22 protein-coding genes are annotated in these 21281 nt (G+C 66.1%); 12 read left to right on the top strand and 10 right to left on the bottom strand.

Annotated elements, in window-relative coordinates:
- Position 1 precedes the first annotated feature (1 nt).
- Genes QBK88_RS29275 through gspD form a run of 8 tightly spaced genes read left to right on the top strand, consistent with a single transcriptional unit; the run spans position 2 to position 6395 of the window.
- Entirely contained in the window at positions 2 to 370 is a 369-nt protein-coding gene (locus QBK88_RS29275) for a GspH/FimT family pseudopilin (protein WP_277964816.1), read from the top strand.
- The gene (locus QBK88_RS29270) at positions 367 to 732 is read left to right on the top strand and encodes a type II secretion system protein (protein ID WP_176571427.1); all 366 of its coding nucleotides are present in this window, start codon (positions 367 to 369) and stop codon (positions 730 to 732) included. Before QBK88_RS29275 ends, QBK88_RS29270 begins: the two co-directional genes overlap by 4 nt.
- Positions 729 to 1307, top strand: coding sequence for a prepilin-type N-terminal cleavage/methylation domain-containing protein (locus QBK88_RS29265; protein ID WP_277964815.1), 579 nt, complete (start codon positions 729 to 731; stop codon positions 1305 to 1307). Before QBK88_RS29270 ends, QBK88_RS29265 begins: the two co-directional genes overlap by 4 nt.
- On the top strand, positions 1304 to 2023 hold the full coding sequence (locus tag QBK88_RS29260; protein WP_277964814.1) for a general secretion pathway protein GspK: 720 nt from the start codon (positions 1304 to 1306) through the stop codon (positions 2021 to 2023). Before QBK88_RS29265 ends, QBK88_RS29260 begins: the two co-directional genes overlap by 4 nt.
- Positions 2020 to 3036: a PilN domain-containing protein gene (locus tag QBK88_RS29255; RefSeq protein WP_277964813.1), complete on the top strand. Its 1017-nt coding sequence runs from the start codon at positions 2020 to 2022 to the stop codon at positions 3034 to 3036. The genes QBK88_RS29260 and QBK88_RS29255 overlap by 4 nt, the downstream gene beginning before the upstream one ends.
- On the top strand, positions 3017 to 3628 hold the full coding sequence (gene gspM, locus QBK88_RS29250) for a type II secretion system protein GspM (RefSeq protein WP_277964812.1): 612 nt from the start codon (positions 3017 to 3019) through the stop codon (positions 3626 to 3628). Before QBK88_RS29255 ends, gspM begins: the two co-directional genes overlap by 20 nt.
- Positions 3625 to 4149: a general secretion pathway protein GspN gene (locus tag QBK88_RS29245; RefSeq protein WP_277964811.1), complete on the top strand. Its 525-nt coding sequence runs from the start codon at positions 3625 to 3627 to the stop codon at positions 4147 to 4149. Before gspM ends, QBK88_RS29245 begins: the two co-directional genes overlap by 4 nt.
- The gene (gspD, locus tag QBK88_RS29240) at positions 4146 to 6395 is read left to right on the top strand and encodes a type II secretion system secretin GspD (protein WP_277964810.1); all 2250 of its coding nucleotides are present in this window, start codon (positions 4146 to 4148) and stop codon (positions 6393 to 6395) included. The genes QBK88_RS29245 and gspD overlap by 4 nt, the downstream gene beginning before the upstream one ends.
- A 129-nt stretch (positions 6396 to 6524) precedes the next feature.
- Here gspD and QBK88_RS29235 read toward each other — a convergent pair whose 3' ends face one another.
- The 7 genes from QBK88_RS29235 to QBK88_RS29205 all read right to left on the bottom strand — a co-directional run bounded on the left by QBK88_RS29235 (position 6525) and on the right by QBK88_RS29205 (position 13009).
- A complete protein-coding gene (locus tag QBK88_RS29235) occupies positions 6525 to 8486 on the bottom strand; it encodes a response regulator (protein WP_277964809.1) in 1962 nt (653 codons plus the stop codon).
- On the bottom strand, positions 8476 to 9351 hold the full coding sequence (locus QBK88_RS29230; RefSeq protein WP_277964808.1) for an ATP-binding protein: 876 nt from the start codon (positions 9349 to 9351) through the stop codon (positions 8476 to 8478). Before QBK88_RS29230 ends, QBK88_RS29235 begins: the two co-directional genes overlap by 11 nt.
- Positions 9344 to 10354, bottom strand: a complete 1011-nt coding sequence (locus QBK88_RS29225; RefSeq protein ID WP_445765022.1) for an ATP-binding protein — start codon at positions 10352 to 10354, stop codon at positions 9344 to 9346. The genes QBK88_RS29230 and QBK88_RS29225 overlap by 8 nt, the downstream gene beginning before the upstream one ends.
- Positions 10351 to 10755, bottom strand: a complete 405-nt coding sequence (locus tag QBK88_RS29220) for an anti-sigma regulatory factor (protein ID WP_158158082.1) — start codon at positions 10753 to 10755, stop codon at positions 10351 to 10353. The genes QBK88_RS29225 and QBK88_RS29220 overlap by 4 nt, the downstream gene beginning before the upstream one ends.
- On the bottom strand, positions 10752 to 11114 hold the full coding sequence (locus QBK88_RS29215; protein ID WP_277964806.1) for an STAS domain-containing protein: 363 nt from the start codon (positions 11112 to 11114) through the stop codon (positions 10752 to 10754). The genes QBK88_RS29220 and QBK88_RS29215 overlap by 4 nt, the downstream gene beginning before the upstream one ends.
- A gap of 4 nt (positions 11115 to 11118) precedes the next feature.
- Positions 11119 to 11970, bottom strand: a complete 852-nt coding sequence (locus QBK88_RS29210; RefSeq protein ID WP_277964805.1) for an STAS domain-containing protein — start codon at positions 11968 to 11970, stop codon at positions 11119 to 11121.
- A gap of 88 nt (positions 11971 to 12058) precedes the next feature.
- Positions 12059 to 13009: a LysR family transcriptional regulator gene (locus tag QBK88_RS29205; RefSeq protein WP_277964804.1), complete on the bottom strand. Its 951-nt coding sequence runs from the start codon at positions 13007 to 13009 to the stop codon at positions 12059 to 12061.
- Positions 13010 to 13101: 92 nt separating this feature from the next.
- Here QBK88_RS29205 and QBK88_RS29200 point away from each other — a divergent pair, with 92 nt between their 5' ends.
- On the top strand, positions 13102 to 14064 hold the full coding sequence (locus QBK88_RS29200) for a sugar nucleotide-binding protein (RefSeq protein ID WP_277964803.1): 963 nt from the start codon (positions 13102 to 13104) through the stop codon (positions 14062 to 14064).
- A 139-nt stretch (positions 14065 to 14203) separates the two neighbouring features.
- Here QBK88_RS29200 and QBK88_RS29195 read toward each other — a convergent pair whose 3' ends face one another.
- Positions 14204 to 15892: an amidase gene (locus QBK88_RS29195; RefSeq protein ID WP_277964802.1), complete on the bottom strand. Its 1689-nt coding sequence runs from the start codon at positions 15890 to 15892 to the stop codon at positions 14204 to 14206.
- 201 nt (positions 15893 to 16093) lie between these two features.
- Here QBK88_RS29195 and surE point away from each other — a divergent pair, with 201 nt between their 5' ends.
- Positions 16094 to 16861 carry a 5'/3'-nucleotidase SurE gene (surE, locus tag QBK88_RS29190; RefSeq protein ID WP_277964801.1) on the top strand — a complete coding sequence of 256 codons (768 nt, stop codon included), beginning with the start codon at positions 16094 to 16096 and terminating at the stop codon, positions 16859 to 16861.
- 21 nt (positions 16862 to 16882) lie between these two features.
- Here the strand turns inward: surE and QBK88_RS29185 are convergent, their stop codons facing one another.
- Positions 16883 to 18076: an MFS transporter gene (locus tag QBK88_RS29185; protein WP_277964800.1), complete on the bottom strand. Its 1194-nt coding sequence runs from the start codon at positions 18074 to 18076 to the stop codon at positions 16883 to 16885.
- Positions 18077 to 18185: 109 nt separating this feature from the next.
- Between QBK88_RS29185 and QBK88_RS29180 the strand changes: the two genes are divergently transcribed.
- On the top strand, positions 18186 to 19142 hold the full coding sequence (locus QBK88_RS29180) for a LysR family transcriptional regulator (RefSeq protein WP_277964799.1): 957 nt from the start codon (positions 18186 to 18188) through the stop codon (positions 19140 to 19142).
- 119 nt (positions 19143 to 19261) lie between these two features.
- Entirely contained in the window at positions 19262 to 20599 is a 1338-nt protein-coding gene (locus QBK88_RS29175) for an MFS transporter (RefSeq protein ID WP_277964798.1), read from the top strand.
- A 51-nt stretch (positions 20600 to 20650) separates the two neighbouring features.
- On the opposite strand, the gene QBK88_RS29170 is transcribed toward QBK88_RS29175, so the two are convergent.
- The coding region (locus tag QBK88_RS29170; RefSeq protein WP_277964797.1) for a hypothetical protein at positions 20651 to 21281 on the bottom strand (631 nt) is incomplete at its 5' end.

Raw genomic sequence — 21281 nt, 5'->3', positions numbered from 1 at the left:
TGTGGCCGCAGGCCTGGTGGGCTATGGCCTGCAGCGCGGGCTGCACAGTGCCAGTGAGCGCAAGGCCGTGGTGCAGATCGTCGAAGCCCTGCGCGCTACCCGCGTGCGCGCCATCGTCACGGGGCAGCCGGCACGCACGCGTTTCGACCTTCAGCAGCATGTGTTTGAAGCACCCGGCAAACCCGCAGCCGCATGGCCCGCGGACCTCAACCTTCAGCTGCACACCGCCGCCGACCTGGGCGCTGCCTTTGAGTTCTACCCCGACGGGGGGGCCAGCGGTGGCCACCTGTTGCTCAATGACGGCGGCCGGCGCTGGCGCATCGATGTGTCCTGGCTGACCGGTACCGTGCAATTGCAGGCAGTGCGATGAAGCTGCAGCAGGGCTTCACGCTGCTGGAAATGCTCGCGGCGCTGACGGTACTTGCGCTGTGCAGCGCCGTGTTGCTGGTGGCCTTTGGGCAGGCAGCACGGTCGCTCAAGCAGGTGCAGGCCAGTGACCGTCTGAGTGCTGCGGCACGCTCTATTCTCGACGAAGAAGCTGATGGGCCATTGCAGCCCGGCAGCCGCGACGGCACCTGGGCGGGTGGTATCCGCTGGCACCTGGATATTCGCGGGTTGCCGGTGGCGGCGAACCGCTTGCGCCTGTTTCAGCTCGACGTGCGGGTGCGCGAAGGCCAGCGCCAGGCGCGCTTCGGCACCCTCAAGGTGCTAGGCCCGGAGGCGGCGCAATGAATGCGCGGCAACGGGGTTTCACCTTGCTGGAAATACTGCTGGTATTGAGCCTGCTGGGGGTGCTGCTGGCGCTGGTGGACGGGGCGATCCTGGGCGCCAACCGCGCCGTGGCCAAGGCGGAACATTACACCGAGCGCCTGGACGAGGTGCGCGCGGCTCAGGCCTTCCTGCGCCGCGCGGTTGGCCAGGCCTTGCCTCTGGACGATGGCCAGCAGCGGGTGTTCGTCGGCGGCGAGCAAGCCATGGCGTTCATGGCGCCCCTGTCAGCGAACCTGGGTGGGGGCATTTATTGGCACACCCTGAGCCTGCACGGCCAACGCCTGGAAGTGGCCATTACCCAGGGCGGTCAAGCCTGGGGCGAGCCCCAGGTGTTGCTGCACCAGGTGCGCGGGCTGCACTTGAGTTACCGCGGCTATTCACCCAAGGGGCAGTTGAGCGACTGGCTGGCCACCTGGCCATGGCCAGGGCGCTTGCCCCGCGCCGTGCGTATCGATGCGCAACTGGGCGGCCCGGTGCCGTGGACCGTCGAAAGCGTGACCCTGCGCCTGGACCTGTCGACGGTGGCCGGGGAATGACGCGACAGAAGGGCGTGGCGCTTTTGCTGGTGCTGTGGGTGCTGGCGCTGCTGAGTATTCTGCTCGCCGGGCTGGCGGGCTGGGTGCAATTGGAAAGCCGCCAGGCCCTGTGGCAGCGCCAGCACACCGAAGCGCTGCTGGCGGCCGAGGCCGGAGTCAACCTGGCCGTGGTCAGCCTGACCGACCCGGCGCAGCAGCGTGCCTGGGCCGCCGATGGCCGTGCCCATGAACTGGCCTTCGAGCGCGCACGGGTGCAGGTCAGCGTGGTCAGTGAACGCGGCAAGCTTGACCTCAACGCTGCCAGCACCGCCGATGTGGTGCGCCTGCTGCAGGCCTGTGGCGGCGCTGCTCAGGCACGTGCGCTGGGGGCGGCGCTGGACCAGCGTCGGGGCAACGGCCAGCCGCCGTTGCGGGTGCTGGAAGAGTTGCGCCAGTTGCCGGGCATGAGCCAGGCGTTGTTCGCTTGCGCTGCCCCCCAGGTGACGCTGTGGAGTGGCCAGGAAAGCCCCGACCCGGCCCTCGCCACACCCTGGCTGGGGCGTGTCCTTGGCCTGCCCAGCCTGAACATCAGCGGCGCCGAGCCCGGCCCGATCCTTACCTTGACCAGCGTCGCACAGTTGCCCGGAGGCTTCAGCGCGGCACTGGTCGTGACCCTATTACTCAACCCGTCCACGGAGGGGGCCCGACCGTATCGGGTCCTGCATTGGCAAGAATGAACCTGAACACGCTCTACGCCGATGGGCGCGCCGCGCTGCATCGCCGCTGGCACGCCAGCCCCGCCCAGCGCCTGTGGCAAGCCTGGCGCGATGAACTGCTGGGCGTGCTGCCGCCTGCCTGGCGCGCGCGGTTATCGGGCAGCGCACCCTTGCAGGTACTGCACTGGCCGTTGGAACAACCGGTCACTGACAGCGTGCCGCGGCTGCTGGTGCTGCCGCGCGGCGAGGTGCTGGTGCAGACCCTGAGCCTGCCCCTGGCGGCCGCCCGTGACCTGCAGACGGTGCTGGGTTTCGAGTTGGACAGGTACACCCCCTATCGGGCCGACCAGGTGCACTTCTGCGCCCAGGTGCTGGGGCAGGGCGGTACCAGCGTCAAGGTGCGCCTGGTGGTGATTGTGCGTGAGCGCCTGGAGCAGATTCTGGCAACCTGCGCCGGCATCAACCTGCACGGCATCGACGTCCGCGACGGCGAACGCCTGGGTGTCGACCTGCTGCCCGAGGCCCTGCGCCCGCGGCGGGCCCGCGGTGGGCGTTTCAACCAGGGCCTGCTGTTGGCCTGCGCTGCGCTGTTGCTGACGCTGATGGTGCTGTGGCTGCAATCGCGCGAAGCCCTGTTGATCGAGATGCAGGCGCAGGTGCACCAGCAACAGGCGCAGATCAGCCAATTGCAGCAAGTGCGCCAGACCCTGGCCAACACCCAGGGCGCGGCCCAGTACCTGATTCAGCGCAAGGCCGCGCAGCCGGCGCTGGCCAGTGTCATCGCCGACCTCAGCCACTGCCTGCCTGACGGCACCTGGCTTGAGCAGTTGGAAATCAACGATAGCGGCGAAGTGGCGCTGTCCGGCCAGAGCACCCGTGCCAGTGCCCTGATCGGCCAGTTGAAGCAGTGCCACACCTTGGATGACCCACAGTTCCAGGGCGTCATACAGCCCGACAGCGACAGCGGCAAGGACCATTTCGCCTTGCGCGCGCACCTGCATCAGGAGGCTGCCCATGAAGCGCGCGCTGACTGAACGTGAACGCCGCAGCGCAGCCTTGATCGCCTTGGGCGTGGTGCTGGCCGGGTTGTACTGGCTGCTGGTGCAGAGCTGGTTCACCGGCCCATTGAGTGATATCGACGCTCAGATCCAGCAACTGCGTGAACAGCAGCAACGCTATGCCGGGCAATTGGCACTGCGCCCGCTGCTGGATAAACAGTTGCAGCGTGCCCGTCAGGATCCGGCCAGCAGCACCAGCCTGCTGCCCGGCGATGACCCCAGCGCCGTGGCGGCCGACCTGATGCAGCGCATCGCCGACCTGATCAAGGCCAAGGCCACCCAGGGTGCTGGCTGCGCCCTGACCCAGCGCATGCCCATCACCCCGGAGCAGGACAGCGCCCAGCCGTACCGCCAGGTGAAGGTCAGCCTGACGTTGGAGTGCGGTATCGAACCGTTGATGGCCTTGTTGCACACCCTGGAATTCCACCGGCCGTTCCTGTTCGTCGATGCCCTCAGCGTGCGCCGTGCCAGCAACGCGCCGGCCACCGGGGGTGCCGGGCGCCTGACCGTGCACCTGCTGGTGCGTGGCTATCTGCCCAAGGCCACTGCCGCCCAGGAGGCCCCATGAAACTGACTGTGAGCCCGGTGCGTGCGGGGCTGTTGCTGGTGGTTGGCGGCCTTGCTTTGGCCGCAGGGGCGGTGCTCAGTGGCGCCGGTCGCGACCCGGGTTGGTTGCCGCCAGCCGCAGCCCGGCCCCCGGTCGCCAGCAAGAACACCACTGCCCAGCCATTGCCCGTGGTTGAACTGAACAGCCTGGCAGACGCCTGGCAAAAACCCCTTTTCAGCACCGATCGCAGCCCCGATCAGACCGTCCAGGGGCCTAGCGCCGACCTGGCCGGCCTGGTGCTCACCGGGGTAATGATCAATGGCGACCTCAAGCTGGCCTTGCTGCGCGACGCCAGCGGCCACGGCCTGAAAGTCGCCGAAGGCCAGGCCCTGCCCAATGGCTGGACCTTGCAACAGCTTTCCCCCCTGGCGGCGCAGTTCGGCCGCCAGGGCCAAACCCGCAGCCTGCGCTTGCCGGCGCCGCGTCTCCCAGCCCCTTCACGCGCGGCCATGCTCACGCTGCCGCCGGTAACCGCACCATGAAATTCCTTGCCACTGGAGTCACCCCGTTGCGCACCCCCTTGCTTTGCCTGGCCACCGCCGTCGCCCTCGGCGGCTGTGCGACCTCGCCTAACCACCCCTTTGAAAATGACCCGGGCCTGATGCATGAAGCCCTCAACGGCACCGGCGATCAGCGTCAGCCCGTGGTCGAGCAGGCGCCGGCCATGCCCGCCAGCAACAGCGGCCCGGTGGCGCCGCAACGGCAGATCATCAATGGCAGCCAGCGCTTCGTGCGCCCACCTGCGGCGGCAAAGGGTGGTAGCGACGAGGGCGGTGGCGACATCGTGTTCAACTTCACCAACCAGCCCATCGAGGCGGTGATCAACACGGTGATGGGCGACCTGCTGCACGAGAACTACAGCATTGCCCAGGGCGTGACCGGTGACGTCAGCTTCTCCACGTCCAAGCCGGTGAACAAGAAAGAAGCGCTGTCGATTCTGGAAACCCTGCTGTCGTGGACCAACAACGCCATGATCCGCCAGGGCAACCGCTACGTGATCCTGCCAGCCGCCCAGGCCGTGGCCGGCAAGCTGGTGCCTGAAATGACCGTGTCGCAGCCGTCCAACGGCCTGTCGGCGCGGCTGTACCCGCTCAAGTACATCTCGGCCACCGAGATGCAGAAACTGCTCAAGCCGTTCGCCCGCGACAACGCCTTCCTGTTGGTGGACCCCTCGCGCAACGTGCTGAGCCTGGCCGGCACCCCGGAAGAGCTGGCCAACTACCAGGACACCATTGACACGTTCGATGTCGACTGGCTCAAGGGCATGTCCATCGGCGTCTACGGCCTGCAGCGCGCCTCGGTGGCCGAGTTGATGCCGCAACTGCAGAAAATGTTCGGCCCCGACAGCGGCATGCCACTGGCGGGCATGGTCAAGTTCCTGCCCAACGAACGCACCAACTCGGTGGTAGCCATCTCGGCCCAGCCTGAGTACCTGCGCGAAGTAGGCGACTGGATCAAGACCATCGACGAAGGGGGCGGCAACGAGCCGCAGATGTACGTGTACGACGTACGCAACATGAAGGCCACCGACCTGGCCAAGTACCTGCGGCAGATCTACGGCAACGGCCAGATCAAGGACGACAGCGCGGCCAAGGTCGCCCCTGGCCTGCGCACCACTACCTTGTCATCGCTCAATGGCAGCAACAGTTCGGGCATTGGTTCAACCGGCACCACGGGGCTGACCAGCACCGGTACCCAAGGGCTCAGCGGCGGCAATTCGCTGAACAACAACTCGATGCAGAGCGGCGACGACGACAGCGACGGCGACGACCAGCAGGACGACAGCGCCGCCAGCGCCACGACCGGCGGCCAGCAGAAGAGCCTGGACGACAGCACCCGCATCACCGCGCAGAAAGCCAGCAACCAGTTGCTGGTGCGCACGCGGCCGGCCCAGTGGAAAGAGATCGAGTCGGCCATAAAGCGTCTCGATAACCCGCCCATGCAGGTGCAGATCGAAACACGCATTCTGGAAGTGAAGCTCAGCGGTGAACTGGACCTGGGGGTGCAGTGGTACCTGGGTAAGCTGGCCGGCAACTCTTCCAGCACCACCGTGGCCAACACCAGCGGCAGCCAAGGCGCATTGGGCGGTGGCGGGGCAGGGTTGGGGTCGACCGATTCGCTGTTCTATTCGTTCGTCAGCAGCAACCTGCAAGTGGCCCTGCATGCGCTGGAGACCACCGGCCGCACCCAGGTGCTGTCGGCGCCGTCGCTGGTGGTCATGAACAACCAGCAAGCGCAGATTCAGGTGGGCGACAACATTCCCATCAGCCAGACCACGGTCAATACCAGCACCTCCGACACCACCCTGAGCAGCGTCGAATACGTGCAGACCGGCGTGATCCTCGACGTCACCCCGCGCATCAACCCGGGCGGCCTGGTGTACCTGGACGTGCAGCAGCAGGTCAGTGATGCGGACACCAGCAGTGAAACCACCACCCAGACCAACCCGAATATTTCTACCCGTTCGGTGTCGACCCAGGTGGCGGTGCAGAGTGGTCAGACCGTGTTGCTGGGCGGGTTGATCAAGCAGGACAACAGCGAAACCGCCTCCAGCGTGCCCTACCTGGGCCGCATCCCGGGCCTGCGCTGGTTGTTCGGCAGCACCACCAAGTCCAAGGACCGCACCGAGCTGCTGGTGCTGATCACGCCACGGGTGGTCACCAGCAACAGCCAGGCGCGCCAGGTGACCGATGACTATCGCCAGCAGATGCAACTGATCAAGCCCTGACCCCTGGGCGCTTGCTGGCTGCGTCGTTACGGTGCTGCATGGGCCGCGTAGCAGCGGACCTGGCCGCGTCGGCGGTACACGCGGTGTGCCTGATGCTGCGCGGCGTTTGTGACGCGGCCAGGTCCGCTGCTACACCTGTGGGAGTGGCGGGGCGGTGTCGATCATGCGGCGTACCTTGTTGACCAGTTCGCTGATCTGGAACGGCTTGGTCACCATGTCCATGCCATGGCCGAGGAAATGTTGGCGGCTGACGGCGTTTTCGGCGTAGCCGGTCATGAACAGCACCGGCAGCTCAGCGCGGTGGTGGCGGGCGATGTCGGCCAGGTCACGGCCGCTCATGTGTGGCAAGCCAACGTCGGTCAGCAGCAGGTCGATGCTGGGGTCGCTGTGCAGCAACTGCACGGCGTGGTGCACGTCCTCGGCCTGGGTGCAGCGGTAACCGCTGTCCACCAGCACCTCGGTCACGAACAGGCGCACTGCCGCCATGTCTTCCACCACCAGGATGTGTTCGCCATGGCCGCTGTGGGCCTGGGGCAGGGGCACGCTGTCCTGCAGGTCGGCGTCCTGGCCGGCCGGCAGCAGCAAGGTGACTTCCGTGCCATGGCCGACCACGCTGCGAATGCGCACGTCACCGCCGGACTGGGCGGCGAACCCATAGATGGTCGACAACCCCAGCCCGGTACCCTGGCCCAAGGGCTTGGTGGTGAAGAAGGGGTCGAAGACCTTGCCGATCACCCCATGCTCGATACCCACGCCATCATCCTGCACGCTCAGTACCACGTAAGCGCCGTCGGCCAGTTTCAGGTCGCCGTGGGAATGGGCAGCGAAGGTGCTCACGCGAACGTGGCCGCCGCTCGGCAGGGCGTCGCGGGCGTTGATGACCAGGTTCAATACCGCGCTTTCCAGCTGGATCGGATCGACCAGGGCGATGGCCGCCTTGCTGGTCAGGTCCAGCTCAAGCTGAATACGCTCGCCGATGGTGCGGCGCAGCAGGTCTTCCAGAGACAGGATGTGTTCGTTGACGTCGGTGGCGCGGGTGTCCAGCGGCTGCTGGCGGGCGAAGGCCAGCAAGCGGTGAGTCAGCGCCGCGGCGCTGGTGGCCGAGCCCAGGGCCGCGTCGGTATAGCGCAGCACGGCATCGTTACGACCTTCGCTGATACGTTTCTTGATCAGCTCCAGGCCCGTGATGATACCAGTTAGCAGGTTGTTGAAATCGTGGGCGATGCCGCCGGTGAGCTTGCCGAGGGCGTCCATTTTCTGTGCTTGCAGCAGCTGCGCTTCAGTACGGGCGCGCTCGGCCACTTCTTTGGCCAGCTGATCGTTGGCGCTGTCCAGTTCCTGACGGTGCGAGCGCTCGCGCTGGCGGTGCTCGGTGACGTCCTCGACGAACACCAGGCTATGCCCCGGGGTGCGGTAGGGGCTGATCTGCCATTCGGTCTCGCGCAACTGCCCGTCGACGCGCATGTTCAGGGTGCCGCGCCAGCGCTCGCCGATGGCCAGGCGCAGGCGCAGTTCGTTCAGCACGTCGTCCTGGTCGGCCGCGAAGCAGTGCTGCAGCCGCTCACTGCCGTGGTTGTCCTGGATCAGGTCGGTGAAGGCCTGGTTGCATTCCACCACATCGAGCGTGGCGTCCATTACCGCGATGGGCGCGGCAATGTTGACGAAGATCTCGCGGAACCGCGCCTCGCTCTCGCGCAGCGCGTGTTCGGTGTCGCGCACCCGCAGCAGGGTGCGCAGGGTGGCCAGCAGCACGTCCGGGTCCACGGGGTGAATCAGGTAGGCATCGGCACCGTTGTCCAGGCCGGTGATGATGTCACCGGTCTGTATCGACGCCGCCGACACGTGGATCACCGGCAGCAGCGCCGTACGCGGGTCGGCGCGCAGTTGGCGGACGATGTCGAAGCCGCTCATGTCAGGCAGGTTGACATCCAGGATCAGCGCGTCAAAGCTCTGCGCGGCGATCAGCGCCAGGCCTTCGGTGCCGGTGCCTGCCTCCTGCAGCCGATAGCCATGACGCTCCAGGCGCCGCCGCAGGGCATAGCGGGTGGCGCTGTTGTCATCGACGATCAGCAGGCTGGGTTCATCCTTCATCAGAAGTATCCTGGGCCATGGCCAGCGGAATGATCACATAGAAGGTCGAGCCCACGCCCGGCTCACTGGTGACGCCGACCCGGCCGCCCAGCAGCGCGGCAAAGCGCTTGCACAGCGACAGCCCCAGGCCGGTGCCGCGCAAGCGCTTCTGCAAAGGCGAGTCCACCTGGCTGAAGTCTTCGAACAGGGTATCGTGCAGCTCGGGGGGGATACCGATGCCAGTGTCACTGACGGCGAAGCGTACCTCGCGTTCGTTCTCAAGGCTGGCAGAGATGCGCACGTAGCCGCGTTGGGTGAATTTCAGCGAGTTGGAAATGAAGTTGCGCAGGATCTGCGCCAGCTTCTTGTCATCGCTGTACAGCCGCGGCAGGCCCACCGGCTCTTCGAATATCAGGTCCACCTGGGACATGTCGACGATGGGCCGGAACATGCCGCGCAGCGCCGAGAACAGGTCGAACATGTCGAACCAGGCCGGCGAAATGCTGATGCGGCCGGCTTCGATCTTGGCCAGGTCCAGCAGGTCGTCGACCATGTCGCTGAGCTCGCGCGCCGCGCCGCTGACGAACGCCACCTGCTTGTGCTGCTCGGGGCTCAAGGGCCCGTCCAGCTCGTCACTGAGCAGGCTGGCGATGCTCAGGATCGAGCCCAGCGGGGTGCGGAACTCATGGCTCATGTACGACAGGAAACGGCTTTTCAGGTCCGAGGCCTGGCGCAGCTCATCGGCCTGGTTGTCGAGTTCGCCATACAGCGCCAGCACGCCCTGGTTGGTTTCTTCCAGTTCGACGCGCAAGGCCTGTGCTTCGCTTTCCAGTTGAGCGATCCGCGCCTCGTAGGCGGCGTTGGAAAGGGTGGGAAGTTCAGGCATTGGGCAGCTCCAGGGTAATGACCAGCACGGTAACATCGTCGCGCCCACGACAGAAGTCGCGGTGCAGTACCGTGGCGATCACCGCGGGGTGGCGGAAAATCAGGCCTGGGTAGTCGCGCAGGTTCCAGCGCGATTGCAGGCCATCGCTGTACAGAATCAGGCACTGGCCGCTGACCTGAGCATAGTCGAAGCCCTGGGCCTTGCGGTATTGGCCACCGACGATGCCAGGGTGCGAGGCCAGCCCGCGGCTGCGGTCAGGGGCCAGCAGGCTGGCGCCGATGTTACCGATGCCAATGAAGTCCAGCCGGTCGGCCTTGGGGTCGAACTGCGCCACGGCGACGGCGCCGCCACGGGTGCCGTTCATGGCCTGGTGCATGTCTTCCAGCAACACTACCGGGCTGGCAAACGGCGCCTGGGCGAACGCACGGGTGCCCGCGCGTGCAGCGCGTTCGGCGTCTTCACCATGGCCCAGGCCGTCGATGACCACGGCACTGATGCCTTGGCCGCTGATGTGCACCTGGAAGGCATCGCCACAGGCCGGGTCGTCATGCAGCGAATGCTGGCTGACACCTACTGGCAGGTCCGCGGCCTTGTCCCCCTTGCGCCAGAAGCGCGCCAGCAGCACCGCGCCACGCTCGTCGGCGTACATGTCGAACACCTGGGCCTGGCGGTCGATGGCGCCCAGGCCGATGCCCTGGGTGCCGCCGGTGGAAAAGCCGTCGGTCAGGCAGGCGCTGCGGTCGAAGCCGGCGCCGCGGTCCACGGCGATGACTTCCACCCCGGCGCCTTCAGGGCGGGGCAGGGTGCGCAGGTGCAACTCGCCACGGCTGGCGTGCTTGAGGATATTGCTGCACAGCTCGGTGACCACCAGGGCCACCCGGCCGGCGTCGGTTTCGTCGAAGCCCAGGTGTTCGGCCAGCCGCTGCGCGGTGCGCCGGGCATGGCCGATCTGGCTGTTGTCTTCAATCACCAGGACCTGGGTGAGGGCACTCGGGAACGTCATGTCCATCGCGTAATGGTCACCCGTGTGCCCGCGCCCGGCGCGGTGTCCAGCTCGAAGTCGTCCACCAGCCGGCGTGCGCCGGTGAGGCCCAGGCCCAGGCCGCCGCCCGACGTCCAGCCATCGGTGAGGGCCAGCTTGATGTCGGGGATGCCGGGGCCTTCATCGCGGAAGGTCAGGCGCAGGCCGGTACGGCCGTTCTGCTCGACGATCTGCCAGTCCATGTCGCCACCGCCGCCATACACCATGGTGTTGCGCGCCAGTTCGCTGACCGCCGTCACCAGCTTGGTCAGGTCGATCAGGCGCATGCCGCAGTCGGTGCACAGCTTGCGGGCGGTCTGGCGGGCCAGCACCACGTCCTGTTCGATGCGTACCGGTTGGGTGCCGCTGGAGAGGACAGTCATTGGGCTTCCACTCGTTCGCGCAGCAGTTTCATGCCGCGCTCCACGTTCAGCGCGGTGCTGACGCCGGGCAGGGTCAGGCCCAGCTCCACCAGCGTGATGGCCACGGCGGGTTGCATGCCGACCAGTACCGTCTCGGCGTCCATGATGCGTGACAGGCCGGAGATGGTGCCGATCATGCGGCCGATGAACGAATCGACGATGTCCAGGGCAGAGATATCGATCAACACACCACGAGCCGAAGTGCGGCTGATGCGCTCTGACAGGTCGTCCTGCAACGTCAACGCCAACTGGTCATGCATGTCGACCTGAATGGTGACGAGCAGGAAGCTGCCCATTTGCAGAATAGGGATGCGATCCATAGGCTCAGACCGCCTTGCTGACGGTCACGCCCAGGCGGCGCAGGGCCAGGGCCAGGGCGTCGGCCAGGTTGGCCTTGGTGACCACACCTTGCAGGTCCAGGCCCAGGTGCACGATGGTCTGGGCGATCTGCGGGCGCACGCCGCTGATGATGCAGTCGGCACCCATCAGGCGAATGGCGGTCACGGTCTTGAGCAGGTGCTGGGCCACCAGGGTGTCGACGGTGGGTACGCCGGTGATGTCGATGATGGCGATTTCCGAACCGGTGTCGACGATGCGTTGCAGCAGCGACTCCATCACCACCTGGGTGCGCTGGGAGTCCAGGGTGCCGATCATCGGCAGCGCCAGCACGCCTTCCCAGAGCTTGACCACGGGGGTGGACAGTTCCAGCAGTTCTTCCTGCTGACGCTTGATCACGGCCTCGCGGGACTTCTGGAAGGTACGGATGGTATGCATGCCCAGGCCGTCCAGCAATTCGGAGATTTCCCAGAGCTGCTCGGCCAGGGTGGCGGGGTTGGCTTCGAATTCACGTTGCAGCAGGCCGAACAGCGGGCCCTTGAGGGAGAAGATGAACGCGGCGGTCTGCTGTGAGTCCTGGCCGGCGAGGGCACGGCTGTGCGACAGTTTTTCAAGAAACTGGCGGGCAGGTTCCCAGTTGCTGCCGCCCAGGTTTTTCGAATCACCGTTCTGCGAACCCTGTACCACCAGGCTGAGGAATTCGCCACATTGCTGGCGTACTTCGTCGTCCTTGAGGTGGCGGGTGGCACCGCTGGTTTCCAGGTCCTTGAACCACTGGCCGACCAGGTCGGCGTGGGACTTGTTCAGGGCGTCCAGGGTACGTTGCTGCAGTGCTGCCATGTGCGTGTGCTCCTCGGTGTTTTCTACTCGGTGGGGCGCCTTCGCGCCGCACAGATTATTAGTCAAACAGTGACAATAGGGTGGGAAATTAGTTGTGCGGGTGAAACTTAATTTCTGGCGGCCGGGGTAGCCCTGCAGTCGATTCATCTGAAGTGCCGTTCAGATAGGCCTGCAGGCCCTCCAGCAATGCGTCGAACACCACGCGACAGCGCGGGGTGTGACGCAGGTCTTCGTGCATCGCCAGCCAGGTGTCCAGGGGCAGGCTGAACTCGCCGGGCAGCACCCGGACGAGTTGTGGGTCACAGTGCGCCAAGGGTACCTGGCATACGCCCAGCCCGGCTCCGGCGCGCAGCATTGCCAACTGCGCCAGGTCGCTGTCGCTGCGCAGGCTGAAATGCTGGCGGCGCCATTGGCCGATGGCCTCGCTGGCCGCGCGCAGGAACGGGGTTTGCTGGTCGAAGCCGATCAGCGCATGGTGGAGCAGGTCATCGAGGGTGGCCGGCGTGCCCCGGGCATGCAAATAGCGGGCATGGGCGTGCAGGCCCAGTTCGACGCTGCCCAGGTGGCGAGCGATGAGCGCTTCCTGTCGCGGTGCGGTCATGCGCACGGCGATGTCTGCCTCGCGGTTGAGCAGGTCTTGCACCTGGTTGCTCAGCACCAGTTCGATCTTCAACGCCGGCCACCGCGCTTGTAGAGCCGTGATGATCGGCGGTAGCACCTCGGCGCCGATGATTTCGCTGCTGGTCAGGCGCACGGTCCCCCTGACCTCGCCCTGGCTGTGCGCCGCGCGCTTCATGGCGCTGGCGCTGGCCAGCATGGTCTCGGCATAGGGTTTGAGCGCCAGCCCCGCCTCGGTGGGCAGCAAGCCGGCCGGGGCGCGGGTGAACAGTGTTATGCCCAATTGTTGCTCCAGCGCGGCCACATGGCGGCCCACGGTAGGCTGAGCCACGCCCATGGCGCGGGCCGCGGCGGATAGCGAGCCATGGCGCAGCACGCCGAGGTAAGAGCGGTAGAGGTCCCAACTGATATCGAAGTCCATGCATGAATGTATAGCGATGCCACGGTTTTGAACAATTCTGTTTTGCTGATTCAGCCACCAGAATGGTGCTATCCATCAGCGGAGTATCACCCATGAATGACAAAACAGCCTTGGTACTGGGGGCCACGGGCGGTATCGGTAGCGAGATGGTGCGCCAGCTGGTGGCTGCGGGATGGCGTGTTCGCGCCCTGCATCGCCACCCACCGGTGTCGGCAGGCCCCGTGCATTGGGTGGCGGGCGACGCCATGCACCGTGAGGCGGTGCTGGCGGCGGCGCGGGGTTGTTCGGTCATTGTGCATGCCGTCAACCCGGCGGGGTATCGCGGCTGGGGCCGACTGGTGCTGCCCATGCTCGATAACACGGTGGCTGCGGCGACAGCCCAGGCGGCCACCGTAATCCTGCCAGGTACCCTTTACAACTTTGGCCCGGACAGCTTTGCACAGCTACGGGAAAACAGCCCTCAGCGCCCGCATAGCCGCAAAGGTGCCATCCGGGTGAGGATGGAACAGCGCCTGGCGGATGCCACTGGGCAGGGCGTGCGGGTGATCATCGTGCGTGCCGGGGATTTTTTCGGGCCTTCGGCGGGCAACAACTGGTTCTCCCAGGGGCTGGTGAAGCCGGGGCGCCAAGTCAGCCGGGTGAATGTGCCGGGTGTGGTGGGACACCAGTGGGCCTACATTCCGGATGTGGCATGCACGATGATGGCGCTGCTGGCGCGGCGGGAGCGGTTGGTGCCTTTCGGGGTGTACCACATGGCTGGGCACTGGGATGCGGACGGGCAACAGATGGCCCAGGCGATCGTGCGGCGGGTGACCTGGCGCGGTGTCAGGGCGCCGTTGGTCAAGCGGTTTCCGTGGTGGCTGGTGTGCCTGGCGGCCCCCTTTGTCGAGACGTTCCGCGAGTTGTGGGAGATGCGTTACCTGTGGCGTGAGCCGGTACGCATGGGCAATGAGCGGTTGCTGGCGGAACTGGGCGCTGAGCCGCACACCCCTCTGGATGAGGCCATCGAGACCACCCTGCTGGGATTGGGATGTTTCCCCGCAGAAGCCCCATAGCGGCAATTGTCGGTTGTGGGAGCCTGCTGCTGCACGGCGTTCGTGACGTGGCCAGGTCCGCTGCAGGACCGGGCGCAAGCCCGGGAAGCAGACGACGCGGTCCGCTTCCCGAGCCCCGCTGGGGCCCGCCGAGAAGACCTCAGCCCAGCGGCGGGGTGCGCGGGGGGATCTGGCGTTTGCTGCCGGTGGCCTCGAACGCCGACGCCAGGCGCAGCAGCGCCGAGTCGTCATAGGCACGGCCGGCGAACGTCAGGCCCACCGGCATGCCGATGTCGGCCATCACGCCCATGGGCACGGTCACCGTGGGCACGCCCAGGTGGCGGATGGCGAGGTTGCCGTTGGCCACCCACACGCCATTGCTCCAGGCGATGTCCGCCGAGGCCGGGTTGACGTCAGCGTCGGCCGGGCCCACGTCGGCCACGGTGGGGAACAGCACGGCGTCGAGCTTCAGGGTGGTCATCCAGTCTTCCAGGTCGATGCGCCGGGTCTGCTCCAGGCCCCGCAGCCCGTCCGGCAACGTCGGGATCTGGTCCCACGGGGTGATGCCGCGCTCGGCCATGCGCACGTACTCGTCCATGCCGGCCGCCAGGTCGCCCTCACGGTTAGGCAGGGTGCCGGGGTCGTGGGGGAAGATCTTTGGCCCGTCCACGTCCTTGAGCCGGTTCAGTGCGGGGTCGCCGTTGGCCTGCAGGAAGTCATCGAACGCCCAGGCGCTCAGGTCCCATAGTTCATGGTGCATGAACTCGGGCGACACCAGCCCGCGGGTAAATACCGTCGGCGCACCGGGGCGGTCGCCTTCGCAATTGGAGACCAGCGGGAAGTCGACTTCCACCACCTCGGCACCGGCCGCTTCCAGGGCTCGGCGTGCCTGCTGCCACAGGTCGATGACACTGGCGCGGGTGTGGATGCGCTGGCCGGTGGGCCCGCCGATGCCCGGTGTGTCAGCGGTGCCTGCCTCGGGGTCGGCGTTGATGAACATGCGCGGCACGCCGAGGCGCTTGCCCGCCAGCGCCGCCGGCTGCGCTGCCAGGGCCGGGTAGCTGGCCGGGCGTACCGAGCTGACGCTGGGGATAGGCACCCAGGGTTGCAGGCGCCACAGGTCGCCGCGGGTGTCGGGGTCTTCGGCCACCACCACGTCCAGGACTTCCAGCAGGTCGGCCATGGTGCGGGCGTAGGGCACGACCACGTCCATGGTCGGCGTGAGCGGCCAGTTGCCGCGCACCGAGATCACCCCGCGTGAGGGGGTGTAGGCGCACAGGCCGTTGTTGGAGGCCGGGCCACGGCCGCTGGACCAGGTTTCCTCGGCCAGGCCGAAGGCGGCGAAGCTGGCGGCGGTGGCGGTGCCGGCACCGTTGGACGAGCCCGAGGCGAACGGCGCGGTCAGGTAACCAGCGTTATAGGGGCTTTCGGCGCGGCCATAAACGCCACGCTGCATGCCGCCATTGGCCATGGGCGGCATGTTGGTCTTGCCCAGGCAGATGGCGCCGGCCGCCCGCAGGCGCTCGATGGTGAAAGCGTCGCGGTAGGCCACCAGGTGGGCGAAGGCCGGGCTGCCGGAGGCCGCGGTCAGGCCCTTCACCAGGTAGCTGTCCTTGGCGGTGTAGGGGATGCCGTCCAGCGGGCCGAGGGTTTCGCCGCGGGCGCGGCGGGCGTCCGAGGCCTGGGCTTCGGCCAGTGCCTGGGGGTTGCGCACTACCACGGCATTGAGCTCGCCATCGTAGGTGTCGATGCGCGCCAGGTACGCCTGCACCAGTTCCACGGCGGTGGTCTGGCCCGATTCCAGGGCGGCCCGCAAGTGGGCGATGGAAACTTCGGTGACCTCGATCATGCGGGCACCACTGGCAGGAAGGCGGGGGTGTGGGTGTTCATAAGCAATTCTCGTCGCAGGGCGCGTGGGCCACAGGTTGGGTACAGACGACCTAAACGGCTATTTAACACCATGTTGCTCCCCGGGGCACCGGGGTCGGTGGTGGAGCGGCGGTATGGCAGGGTAGAGTGTCGCAAGTCTGTAAACTCACGAGGGATTGCGATGTCAGCCGACCAGCCACGCTACGAACGGATTCTGCTCACCAACGACGACGGTATCGATGCCCCGGGGCTTGCGGTGCTGGAACACATCGCTGCGCAATTGGCCCGCGAGGTGTGGGTGGTGGCGCCCTTGCAGGACCAGAGCGGCACTTCCCACTCCCTGAGCCTGCACGCGCCGTTGCGGCTGAGCGAACAGGGCGAACGGCGCTTCGCCGTCACGGGCACCCCGGGAGATTGCGTGGCCATGGGCCTGGCTCACCTGCTCAAGAATAACCCGCCTGACCTGATACTCTCCGGGGTCAACCGGGGTGCCAACCTCGGGATCGAGACGGCCTACTCGGGCACCGTCGGCGCGGCCATGACCGGCATGCTGTTCGGTGTGCGCTCACTGGCCCTCAGCCAAGCCTTCAGCGACCGTGACGCCGTGCCATGGGCGGTCGCGCGCGAGCATGGCGCGCGGGTGGTTGCGCAACTGCTGGACATGGGCTGGCCGCAGGATGTGTGCTTGAACATCAACTTCCCCAGCACCACGCCCGATGCGGTGCGTGGCCTGAAGCTGACCCGCCAGGGCAGCGGGGTATTGAATGGTTTGTCCGTTCGTTCCGAAGTGGACCCGCGTGGTATCGGTTACCACTGGCTCAAGCTGGAACGCCATGGCCGCCCGGACCAGGACGGTACCGAGACGGCCGAACTGCGCGCCGGCCACATCACCGTGACCCCGCTGCAGTTCGAGCGCACCCACAGCAGCGCGTTGGCGGCGTTCCTTTGAGCGGCCCACACTGGGCCCGTGTCAGCCCTTGCGGCGCATCATCAGCAGGGCAATGACCACTGCCACCGCCGCCAGTGCGGTGGCAATCACCCCCACCGACCCCACGCCATAGTCACGAATGCCCACGCCGCCGACGATAGCCCCCAAGCCGATCCCGGCATTGGCCGCCGAGATGTTCAACGACGCTGCCAGCGCCTGGGCGCTACCGCCGGCCTGCATGACCCGCACCTGGCACACCGGAAACAGTGCGGTATAGCCGATGCCCCAGGCCACCAGCGCGGCCACCAGGCCCAGGTGGTTGGCTGCCAGGGGCACCACGGCCAGCATGCCCGCGCCCATCACCAGCAGGAACAGCACCATGGCTCCCAGCGGCCGCCGGTCCACCAGGCTGCCGCCCCACTGGTTGCCCAGCATGCCCACCGCGCCGAAGCCCATCAGCCACCAGCCCACCTGGCTGGGGGGAATGCCGGCCAGGCGCTCGAGCAGATCGGCCAGGTAGGTGTAGGCAGTAAACATGGCCGTGAACGCTACGACCGACAGCAGCACATGCGCAAGGAAACGTGGCTGGCGCAAGATGGCGGTCTGCGGCGCTGCCTGGTCAGCCTTGGGTGAGGCGGGCAGGGCGGGCATCCGCCAGTGCATCAGCAGGGCGATCAGCAATGACACCCCGGCCAACACCCAGAAACTCCCCCGCCAGCCAATGCTGTCGGCCGCCACGGTGCCCAGCGGCACACCGAACACCAGCGCCGCGGAAATGCCCAGGTAGACCTTCGACACGGCCTTGCCTTCGTTACCCGGGCCGGCCAGTTGCCCGGCCGTTTCGCTGGCTGTGCCCCAGAATACCGGCAGCCCGAGGGCGGGGATGAAGCGCGCCACCGCCATCATCCAGATGTTGGTGGACAGCGCCGCCAGCACGTTCGAGGCGGCGAATACCAGCAGGATCACCGTGAACAGTTGCTTGCGCGGCACATGGGCCAGGCGGGCGGTCAACACCGGCCCGAACAGCATCACCGTGAACGCGAACAGGGTCACCACCTGGCCGGCCAGGGCGATGGAGATGTTCAGGTCGCGGGCCAGGGCTGGCAGCAGGCCGACGATCAGGAATTCGGTGGTGACGATGATGAACGCGGCCACCATCATGATCAGTATCGGCAGGCCCGTGTGTGAAGCAGCGGGGGCGGTAGGCGTGGCGTGGGCCAACGTGGGCGACGGCATGAACAGGGTACTCCAGTAATAGATTGGCCTAGGCTATTGGAGAATTTCGTGTTCATCTCTGGCATTTACGACTAGCTGATCTGAATCATATTCATTAATGAGGGTGCCGATGTATTCTTCTGAACGCCTCAAGGGCCTGGACGTGTTCGTCACCGTGGCGGACCTGGGCAGTTTCACCGCAGCCGCCGAGCGCCTGAACCTCACGGGTTCGGCGGTGAGCAAGAGCGTCGCGCGCCTCGAGGCTCGCCTGGGCACGCGGCTGTTCCAGCGCACCACACGGCGCCTCTCGTTGACCGAAGCCGGGCAGACCTTTTACCGCACCTGCGCCACCGTGTTGTCGGACCTGGAAGAAGTGGAGGGCGTGCTGGCCCTGGAACAGACCGAGCCCCACGGCAAGGTACGCATCGACCTGCCAGCGTCGTATGGGCGCCTGCATGTGCTGCCGCTGATTCTCGACTTCGTCCGCCAGCACCCCCGCTTGCAGCCTCACGTTTCATTCTCCGACCGCTTTGTGGACCCGGTTCACGAAGGGATCGACATCGTCGTGCGCCTGGGTGGTTCGGATGCCTGGTCATCGGCCGTGGGCCACCGTTTCTTCGGCACCCAACGGCTGATCTTCTGTGCCTCGGCCCAGTACCTGCGCGAGCACGGCACGCCGCTGTCGGCGCCTGACCTGGAGCACCACCAATGTGTGGGCTATGGCCAGAATGACGGTATGGTCAGCCCCTGGTACTTCAAGGGCAGCCAGCCGGGGGACCTGGAGCGACGCATCATGCACCCCCATGTGGCGGTGGGCGATGGTGAGGGTGAGGTGATGGCGGTGCTGGCCGGCCTGGGCATCGCCCAGTTGCCCACTTGGCTGGCGCAGAAGCACCTGGACAGCGGCGCCATGGTGGAAGTGCTGCCGCACCTGGCTACCGATGGCTTGCCCATGAACCTGGTATGGCTGAAAAGCCGCGAGAACCTGCCCAAGGTGCAGGCGTTGTTGTCCTACCTTGCCAAGCGCCTGACCCCTTCAGGCAGCCACCCTCCCAATGCAGAAGCGGGCTTGCCAGCAAGCATTTAAAGCCACACAGGTTCCCACAGGGGACATTTGACACCCTGCAAGCCACGTCATACGATGTCATACAAATCCACCGCTCTGCTGTCGAGTGGATCAATAAAAACAATAAAGGAAGCCGCAGCATGACAATCGATATCGGGCCCGCGCCCCAGTCGCAGGCCGCCCCGTCTGTGTCCCGCCCCCTCACCAGCCGCTACCGCTGGACCATCTGTGCCTTGTTGTTTGTCGCCATTGGCATCAACTACATCGACCGGCAGATGATCGGTATCCTCAAGCCCACCCTCACTGCGGACCTCAAATGGTCCGAGACCGACTACGCCACCATCGTGTTCTGGTTCCAGTGTGCCTACGCCATTGGCTTTCTGACGTTCGGGCGCATCATCGACAAAGTGGGCGTGCGCATCGGTTATGCCCTGGCCTTTACCGTGTGGACCCTGGCCAGCATCGGCCATGGCCTGGTGCAAGGGGTGACGCAGTTCGCCCTGGCGCGCTTTGCCCTGGGCTTTGGCGAATCGGGGAGTTTTCCCGCCAGCCTGAAAGCCGTGTCGGAGTGGTTTCCACAAAAGGAGCGCGCCCAGGCCACCGGTATCTTCAACGCTGGCACGGCCTTCGGCCCCATCGTCACCCCGCTGCTGGTGCCGGCCATCACGTTGGCGTGGGGCTGGCGCGCGGCGTTCATATCCATTGGCGTGGTCACCGCGCTGTGGCTGATCGCCTGGATGCTGATGTACCGCAGCCCGCAACAGCACGAGAAGGTCAGTGCCAAAGAGCTGGACTACATCCAGAGCGACACCGACCCATCGCTGCCGGTCGACGCTACCCCGGCGAAATTCTCCTGGTTCAAGCTGCTGACCTTTCGCGAAACCTGGGCCTACGCGGCCGGCAAGTTTCTCACTGACCCCATCTGGTGGCTGTACCTGTTCTGGCTGCCGGACTTCCTGGGCAAGACATACGGCCTGGACCTGAAGTCCTTCGGACCGCCCCTGATCGCGGTCTACCTGCTGGCTGACGTGGGGTCGGTGCTGGGTGGGTGGGGTTCGTCCCGGCAGTTGAAGAACGGGCGCAGCGCCAACGCGGCGCGCAAGACCACCATGCTGCTCTGCGCGTTGGCGGTGATCCCTATTGTTACCGCCCAGTTCGTCTCAAGCTTGTGGCTGGTGGTGGCAATCATCGGCCTGGCGGCGGCTTCGCACCAGGCGTGGTCGGCCAACCTGATGACCTTGCCTTCCGACCTGTTCCCGAAACAGGCGGTGGCGTCGGTGATCGGCATCGGCGGCACGGCGGGCGCGATGGGCGGCATGCTGATGACCACCTACAATGGCTATATTCTGGACGTATTCAAGTCCTACCAGCCGATTTTCATCGTGGCCGGCAGTGCATACCTGGTGGCGATCGTGGTCATTCACCTGCTGACGCCGCGGCTCAAGCCGGTGGCGGCGGAGCGCCTGCTGCGAGGCTGAACGACCACCCCTGCCCGGTAAAACCGGGCAGGGGGCAGTGCGCTACCGTGATCAGGCCATCTCGGCCTTGAGCATGGCGATCTTGGTGTTGATGTTGTCCTGCGCTACCTGGGTCTTTTCCTTGGTCAGGTCGGCGACTTTCTTGTCCACGGCAGCCTGTTGGTCAGGCGTCATGGCGTTGTACTCGTCCTTGGTCACCCCCGTCAGTTCCTGACGCATCTTCTCGGCGTCGCTTTCGTTCATGTACTCCTTGAACTGATCGCTGGCCGAGCTTGCGGTACTGCTGGTGCTGCCAGTCAGGTCCGACGCGGCGACGGCCAGGCTGGCGGAGTTGGCCTGGGAGTCCGAAGCCGCGGCGGTGGTGGTCTGCGCGCCGCTGTTGTCAGCGGCAGCCACGGCTGATGCCACCGACGCCGTCGCGGCCTGGGCCTCGGTGGTGTCGTCGGTGCTGTTGGCGGTGGCCGCCTTGAGGTTGACCATCATCTTGGCAAAGGCTTCATCGAAGCTTGAGCTGTCGCTGCTGGTCTGCGCCGAATCGTCGGTGGTGCTGGACGTCGTCGCGGCCAGCGGCGTGGCCGAGGTGGCAACGGTGGTGTACTGGTCCTTGTCCGCAGCGGTCAACGTCGCCGCGGCAGGGGTTTTCACAGCAATGTGCTGGGTCGTGCTGTTGGTGATGAACATC

Origin of the sequence: Pseudomonas sp. RIT-To-2 (assembly GCF_029623465.1) — a bacterium.
Lineage (GTDB): Bacteria > Pseudomonadota > Gammaproteobacteria > Pseudomonadales > Pseudomonadaceae > Aquipseudomonas > Aquipseudomonas silvicola.
The sequence above is the reverse complement of the archived record's forward strand: the minus strand, read 5'-3'. Positions and strand labels throughout refer to the sequence as shown.

What these genes read in the sequence shown, in the direction of transcription:
- QBK88_RS29220 (WP_158158082.1), bottom strand. Translation starts at nt 10,755, where the DNA reads ATGACTGTCCTCTCCAGCGGCACCCAACCGGTACGCATCGAACAGGAC.
- QBK88_RS29245 (WP_277964811.1), top strand. Translation starts at nt 3,625, where the DNA reads ATGAAACTGACTGTGAGCCCGGTGCGTGCGGGGCTGTTGCTGGTGGTT.
- QBK88_RS29200 (WP_277964803.1), top strand. Translation starts at nt 13,102, where the DNA reads ATGAATGACAAAACAGCCTTGGTACTGGGGGCCACGGGCGGTATCGGT.
- QBK88_RS29215 (WP_277964806.1), bottom strand. Translation starts at nt 11,114, where the DNA reads ATGGATCGCATCCCTATTCTGCAAATGGGCAGCTTCCTGCTCGTCACC.
- QBK88_RS29270 (WP_176571427.1), top strand. Translation starts at nt 367, where the DNA reads ATGAAGCTGCAGCAGGGCTTCACGCTGCTGGAAATGCTCGCGGCGCTG.
- QBK88_RS29255 (WP_277964813.1), top strand. Translation starts at nt 2,020, where the DNA reads ATGAACCTGAACACGCTCTACGCCGATGGGCGCGCCGCGCTGCATCGC.
- gspM (WP_277964812.1), top strand. Translation starts at nt 3,017, where the DNA reads ATGAAGCGCGCGCTGACTGAACGTGAACGCCGCAGCGCAGCCTTGATC.
- QBK88_RS29210 (WP_277964805.1), bottom strand. Translation starts at nt 11,970, where the DNA reads ATGGCAGCACTGCAGCAACGTACCCTGGACGCCCTGAACAAGTCCCAC.
- QBK88_RS29225 (WP_445765022.1), bottom strand. Translation starts at nt 10,354, where the DNA reads ATGACGTTCCCGAGTGCCCTCACCCAGGTCCTGGTGATTGAAGACAAC.
- QBK88_RS29230 (WP_277964808.1), bottom strand. Translation starts at nt 9,351, where the DNA reads ATGCCTGAACTTCCCACCCTTTCCAACGCCGCCTACGAGGCGCGGATC.
- QBK88_RS29265 (WP_277964815.1), top strand. Translation starts at nt 729, where the DNA reads ATGAATGCGCGGCAACGGGGTTTCACCTTGCTGGAAATACTGCTGGTA.
- QBK88_RS29180 (WP_277964799.1), top strand. Translation starts at nt 18,186, where the DNA reads ATGTATTCTTCTGAACGCCTCAAGGGCCTGGACGTGTTCGTCACCGTG.
- QBK88_RS29260 (WP_277964814.1), top strand. Translation starts at nt 1,304, where the DNA reads ATGACGCGACAGAAGGGCGTGGCGCTTTTGCTGGTGCTGTGGGTGCTG.
- QBK88_RS29235 (WP_277964809.1), bottom strand. Translation starts at nt 8,486, where the DNA reads ATGAAGGATGAACCCAGCCTGCTGATCGTCGATGACAACAGCGCCACC.
- QBK88_RS29185 (WP_277964800.1), bottom strand. Translation starts at nt 18,076, where the DNA reads ATGCCGTCGCCCACGTTGGCCCACGCCACGCCTACCGCCCCCGCTGCT.
- QBK88_RS29205 (WP_277964804.1), bottom strand. Translation starts at nt 13,009, where the DNA reads ATGGACTTCGATATCAGTTGGGACCTCTACCGCTCTTACCTCGGCGTG.
- QBK88_RS29195 (WP_277964802.1), bottom strand. Translation starts at nt 15,892, where the DNA reads ATGATCGAGGTCACCGAAGTTTCCATCGCCCACTTGCGGGCCGCCCTG.
- QBK88_RS29175 (WP_277964798.1), top strand. Translation starts at nt 19,262, where the DNA reads ATGACAATCGATATCGGGCCCGCGCCCCAGTCGCAGGCCGCCCCGTCT.
- gspD (WP_277964810.1), top strand. Translation starts at nt 4,146, where the DNA reads ATGAAATTCCTTGCCACTGGAGTCACCCCGTTGCGCACCCCCTTGCTT.
- surE (WP_277964801.1), top strand. Translation starts at nt 16,094, where the DNA reads ATGTCAGCCGACCAGCCACGCTACGAACGGATTCTGCTCACCAACGAC.